Raw genomic sequence first — 6,205 nt, 5'->3', positions numbered from 1 at the left:
CAAACTGTTCACTCTGTTTTGTTTAACCTCACTGATCGCAAACTTGAGTTTTCTTTTGGATCTCCTATACAGAATTCGGTATATAAAATAAATGTGGGTGAGGCTCTCCTAAAGAGGCGCTTTCCTGTTCAGGGTAAGAGTGAAAGCTATGGAACGGATTTTTGGAGAATAGTAGAATCGTAATCACCCAGACAAGAGGTTATTAAGAGGTTCATTAGTGGGATGATACGCTTATACAATATTTTTAGTTTTGGAGTTTTCTTTGTACAGTCAGGACTTTACGAATTTCCAAGTTTCCATTTAAACTTAATAAACTGCTAGAAATTACAGAGATATCCTAATGATTCATTCCACTTACTTCCCTTACTTAGCTAATGTATTTGGTCGTTCTTTAAAAAATCATAGCTCTTACATTTTTAAATGTCCGAATCATTATAAAATTAAGCTTACATAAATGTAAGGATATTGTAAGTGGAATCGATTCTACATTGATGAAAAAAAGAGTATTCTCTTATCAGAGTAGTAAAGTATGAGAGTAACATGGAACCGTTTAGATATTTTTGATGCTCTAAAAGACTGTGCACTTGTTGGAATGATATTGGTAAACGTGCAATTATTTAAAGAATCCTATGTAGTAATCAATTAGGAGGTCTTCCAAATTTGGAGATTTGGCATACCTTTATCTTCAGTTTAACAATAACTGCCTTATAATTCTTATTGAGTTCATTTATTTACTTTAATAAATTTAAAACAGGCTCTTAGGGATTATTTGGCAGTAATTTTGCAAATATGTAAATAGGAGTATTGATATGATTTCTATCATTTTATTTTTAATTTCTATTATTTTATATTTTTTTAGTCAAATCATAGATTTATCGCAAACTTTAACCATTTTGTTATGGTTTATAATATCAACTGTGGGTGTATGCATATCATTATGCAACTATAAACATTTCTTGAATAAAATTGGATCTATTTTAAATGGGCTTATGCTGCTCTTTTCTCTACTTTTAATTATCGCTTTATTTATTAACTGAAAGTTAATAATTTTACAGATTTCAACAAACGAGGTGCTTTAATTAGTACAAAAGCGTTCAAAATGGTCTAACATCGTATGGTCAGTAATCACTATCGTAGGAGCTGCTATAGCCTGAAGAATTTAGCTTTCTATAATGGCATTTTCAGTTTCGCTCAATGAAAAACCTCATCCCGTGCTTAGAAGTTCACGCTTGTTGCTAACATGGTACTTTACTTTTTATTTGGTCCAATCAGTTGATAGGTAATTAACCAGTTTCATCAATGATTAATAGCTTATATATTATATAATTCCCCTTTAGACATTGTCTTTCTTCTTCAAGATTTATATTTTTGGGTTATTTTTAGCTGTGTTAAGAGAATCTTTACTAGCATCCGTCATTAAGTTTTATGGTTTTTGGAGAATTTTCCTCCTTTTGGTGCTTTCAGAATCCTTCTAATCGATTTCTTATCTCTTGATTGTTCTAAACAAATGCCTTTGTTAAACCTGATCTCATCACAACCTTGTGAAAGTTAATGTTAGCTTTTCGTTTTTATTAGAACGCTGTTCTCTCATCCTTGGAAGAACTAATTGAGTAAGCCTAGCCAATCCAACCAGGTTAGCTTCAAATTGGCGTTTTGCTTCCCCAATTGAAACATCCTCAACATCTTCATATGAGCCATAACTAGCAATGCTCACTTCGTTAGATAGGATTTTATCTGCACATTTCTTGACAGTTTCTTCATCTGTAACATCTTTAAGCAGACATCACACCAATCTTTTTTAATGTTTCCACTATCCATTTTTCTCGCTGCACCATAAACATGTAACTCTGCTCGGCTAAATAGTTGGTATCCAAACGGCAAAGGAAGCGGTCAGTTTCAATATGAATTTAGTCGTTTTTTCAATCGTAAAATCAATACAAATCTAGACTGAATCCAATACGGGTTCAGTCTTTTGTTAGGTTCAAAAAAATTTTTCAAAAATTACTTTGACAGATAGAATACTTTAAACTCAGGAGAGTGCAAATTGATTAGAAGTGATATCATTCGTGGACATTTAGATTCTATTGTTTTGAGATTAATTTTTGAAGAAGACAGGTATGGTTATGAAATATCAAAGGAAATTAGTTCCCGTACTGATCAACGATTTCAAATTAAAGAAGCAACATTGTATGCGGTGTTTCAGAGACTTGAGAAGAAAGAACTCATTGAATCTTACTATGGAACTTTTTCAAAAGGAGGAAAAAGAAAATATTATAAAATTACCTCGCTTGGTAAAGCCTTTTTGAAGGAAATGGCGGAAGAATGGAAGGAAACAAAGGAAATTATCGATTTATTTATGGAGGGATTAAAATGAATAGGTTAAATAAACATGTCAATGAACTATTTAAGGATGTTCCGGAAGGAGAAAAAAAGGAAAAAATATTACAAGAGGTTTTGCAAAACCTCGAAGAAAAAGTAATTGATTTAATTGAGCAAGGTAAGGATGAAGAAGATGCAATCAATAAAGCCATTGTAGAGTTTGGTGATATTGAGGATTTAAAAGAAGAATTAGAGATACCACAATCTGACAAGAAGGATATGACTAAAATTAATTTAGCTTATTCGATTTGGGGAAGTCTCTTAATCATCGCATTATTTGTTTTTATTAACTTTTATTATACACCCCAAGCCATATGGTTTGTTTATCCAACGTTTGCAGTATTGTGGTGGCCATTAACGATGTATTTCATATGGATGAAAAATAGATAGGAGTGAGCAAAGTGAAAAAATACGATGTTGGGTTTGTAGTAGCCGGAAGTATCATGACGATTATATTTCTTGTTGTGATCAACTTTTTAACAAGCACTGAACAACTATGGTTTATTTACCCTGGCTATATACTTTTACTGTTACAATTCTGTTTGATTTTTTTGCTTAAAAAACAAATTAAACTGACTTCGATAATAGCAAGTATCGGGATTATGCTTTTTCTAATTATTATCAACTGGTTGAATACACCTGATGTTCCTTGGGTTTTATATCCACTTGCACCACTGGTTATCGGGCCCGTGTTAGTATGGTTAGGAGAAGCTACTAAAACAATGTCTGTCGCAATCTGTGGAAGTGGCAGCATTATTCTGTATTATGTTTTATTAAATTTATATTTATCTCCATCTTATCCTTGGGCAATATTCCCTGCCTTTGTTGTGTTATGGTGGCCACTTATGCTTTACCATTTTAAGAGAGGATCGTATTTTCAGCTATCTGTACATGGAAGTCTACTATTATCCCTATTTTTTATTGTCGTTAATGTGATTTCTTCGAACAATATTTGGGCGGTTTATCCGATTTTTGCTGTATTATGGTGGCCTTTAAGTATGTATTACTTTTGGGAGAGAAAGATTTAGTCGCCCGACACCAATATAAGTAGACTAAGGGAGAGTGATGCTTATGTCTGAAATTAGTAGCGAAACCCGACGACTAATAAAAAAGACATGTAAAGGAAAAAAACATTTAAAGTTAACTATTGGTTATTTAAAAGACAATCATTCTGTTATAGAAATTTATAGTGAAAACGGTGAGTTAGATTTACCCAAAAAATATCGCTACGAAATTGGGTCGATTACAAAGACCTTTACTTCATCTCTACTTTCAAAATATGTATTTGAAAAAAAGTTGTCATTAAACGATTCCATTCAAAAATATATCAAAGAACTTAACGAAATAGATTATTATCCTACATTGCTCCGCCTTGCTACGCACTCTGCTGGATATCCAACTAGACTACCATTAAATAAACGGGAATTTTCTAATCTAATTCTAGATGTAATGATTGGTAGTGGTGATATGCAAAAGAATAATCCAATAACTATGGATTTTAACAAAATGAAGATGCTAATTGAAAAGAATAAATTTAAAGAAGCGGATTATTCATGGAAATATTCAAATTTCGGTACAGCGCTTATTGGATATGTGTTGGGAGTGGTATCAAATAGAGGATATTGGGATACCATGAATGACTTTATTTATAATGAGCTTGGGCTAAACGAAACTTATTTAGGCACATCAAATAATAATTTACATGGTTATAACAGAAAAAATAATGATTGTGGCAACTGGATATGGGACCCGGACAATCTTATATCTCCTGCAGGTGCAATAAGTTCAACTGCGGAAGATTTACTTAAATATGCAAAAGTAAATATTTATCAAGATAAGCCATATTTGACTTTATGTCATAAAAAGCATGGAAATGGGACAAAGAAGTATGATATGGGTCTAGGCTGGATGCTTTTAAAGAAAAACAATAATGTTATTTTGCATGGTGGTGACACAGGTTGCTTTAGTTCATTTCTAGGAATTGATAAAGAAAAGAAGGCTGCCTCCGTAGTTTTGGCGAATTATAGATTAGGGGTAAATGATGAAAAGATAGGGATTTCGTTATTAGAAAGTCTATAAAGATAAACAGATATATAAATGGATGACGAAAAAGGACATTTTAACTTCAATCAGCAGAAGTCTCTTACTGAGAGATCAATGCCTATTTGATACCATTCAAGGAGGAATAAACTCCGGCTGAATCAAATTAAAGCCTCCGGCGGATGCTACAGATTTTCAGCGGAAATGTATCGAGCGAAGCTCAAATTAAATCTGGGCACAAATACCAGTGATTTGATTTGGTTAACACTCGTACGGATTTTTTACGTCAATATCATTAGTGGCATAGAGCAGTATTAAATAGAACCTTTAGTTCATAATCATGCAAACAAGCATGGTCATGATACTAGAGGTTTTTTTGTAAGTTGTCTTAAGACTGGCTGAAAAGGAAATTTAGAGGAACTCTTCTCTTGAATAGTATTGAATTGTTAGGCTTTCGCTGTCCGATAGTTTGGCTTTTCGGAAAATGCTATATCTATATAGATGGGGAGGAGGCCATGAACCATTGTTAAAGAATTTGTAGAAGGCTTCACATCCGTGGCAGAAAAAACCCGAAGATACTAACCATAGGCCACTAGGATAAGTGATATTAAGTGGAAAGCTGTATCGATCTTTATTTCCAAGCTATCGAATTAAAGTGGTTGAAAGTAACCTGACGTGTGTGTATAATGTATATATAGTATATATACATTATACAAGTTAGGGGTTAAATAGATGTTAATTCGCTCTTTTATAGTAATTAATGAAAGGGTAAAACAAGCCTTAACTTCATTCAGCAGTACAAGTGGTGAGATGATGGCCTATTTACTTCCATCCAGTAGGGGTTTACCGGCTTCATCAAGTTAAAACCTCAGGCGGATGCCACAGATTTTCAGTAGAAAGTTATCAAACTTTCTCGATATAATCTAGGCAAGGTGTCAAGGCGAAATGGATTAATGGCTTTCGTATAGTAAAAAGATTAAAGAAGATAGGGAGGGAGATACTCGAATGTCAGGCGGCCACTTGCTTGCCAGAATCGTGAGATGGTTTTTGGAATCAAGCCTATTTACAGAGTGTAGTCCCCTTTATTCCTTTCCGTTTTTTAATTTATCGCAGTGTAACTGGCTATAAGAATCCCAGTTCAAGAAGTAAGGGAACAGGTCATGTCTAAGTGGGAGATCCAACAGCCAGTAACGGCCCGATTGGTTCAACTAACGTTCAGTGGGGGAGAGAGGAAGCTGACTAAGTACGCGACGTCGTGTCGCAACGTCTGCACGAGCACATCCTATGCGTCGAAACCCCCACTGAACGAAGTTTCACTTTATTTACAGCCATACACGTAATAGTCATACTAATTCAAGCCTTACGGGATATTAGATCAATGATCGTATCAAAAAAATAAAGAAAAGGGATTGGCATGCAAATCATAATATCGAATAGTTCAAAGGAGCCCATTTATGAACAAATTACGAATCAGATTAAATCGCTTATTCTCGCAGGTGAGCTAAAAGAGGGCGCAGCCTTACCTTCCATACGCCAGCTCGCAAAAGATTTACAAATTAGTGTGATTACGACGAAGCGAGCCTACGAGGAATTAGAAAAGGCAGGATTTACCTATTCTATTGTTGGTAAAGGTTCCTTTGTTGCGGAGCAAAATTTAGAGGTGATTAGGGAAAAGAAGCTAAGAGTCATTGAGGAGCAACTGGGTGCGGTGATTACCAATAGCAGGGAGATCGGGCTGTCACTTAATCAACTACAGCAATTATTGAAGATTTTGTATGAGGAGTGA

The 6,205-nt window shown here is 34.3% G+C and carries 5 protein-coding genes and 1 pseudogene; all 6 read left to right on the top strand.

Annotation, left to right across the window (positions count from 1 at the left end; translation table 11 throughout):
- A pseudogene (locus tag ASE01S_RS16075) lies at window positions 1-183 on the top strand (C45 family autoproteolytic acyltransferase/hydrolase); the annotation flags it as partial.
- A 1,861-nt stretch (window positions 184-2,044) separates the two neighbouring features.
- Window positions 2,045-2,374, top strand: a complete 330-nt coding sequence (locus tag ASE01S_RS03190) for a PadR family transcriptional regulator (protein ID WP_067838180.1) — start codon at window positions 2,045-2,047, stop codon at window positions 2,372-2,374.
- On the top strand, window positions 2,371-2,769 hold the full coding sequence (locus ASE01S_RS03185) for a permease prefix domain 1-containing protein (protein WP_067838177.1): 399 nt from the start codon (window positions 2,371-2,373) through the stop codon (window positions 2,767-2,769). Before ASE01S_RS03190 ends, ASE01S_RS03185 begins: the two co-directional genes overlap by 4 nt.
- A gap of 11 nt (window positions 2,770-2,780) precedes the next feature.
- On the top strand, window positions 2,781-3,407 hold the full coding sequence (locus tag ASE01S_RS03180) for a hypothetical protein (protein ID WP_245630311.1): 627 nt from the start codon (window positions 2,781-2,783) through the stop codon (window positions 3,405-3,407).
- A gap of 43 nt (window positions 3,408-3,450) precedes the next feature.
- Window positions 3,451-4,458, top strand: a complete 1,008-nt coding sequence (locus ASE01S_RS03175; RefSeq protein ID WP_067838174.1) for a serine hydrolase domain-containing protein — start codon at window positions 3,451-3,453, stop codon at window positions 4,456-4,458.
- 1,375 nt (window positions 4,459-5,833) lie between these two features.
- On the top strand, window positions 5,834-6,205 hold the full coding sequence (locus ASE01S_RS03170; RefSeq protein WP_067838171.1) for a GntR family transcriptional regulator: 372 nt from the start codon (window positions 5,834-5,836) through the stop codon (window positions 6,203-6,205).

Origin of the sequence: Amphibacillus sediminis NBRC 103570 (genome assembly GCF_001552275.1) — a bacterium.
In the GTDB taxonomy this organism is placed as follows: Bacteria; Bacillota; Bacilli; order Bacillales; family Amphibacillaceae; genus Amphibacillus_B; species Amphibacillus_B sediminis.
The sequence above is the reverse complement of the archived record's forward strand: the minus strand, read 5'-3'. Positions and strand labels throughout refer to the sequence as shown.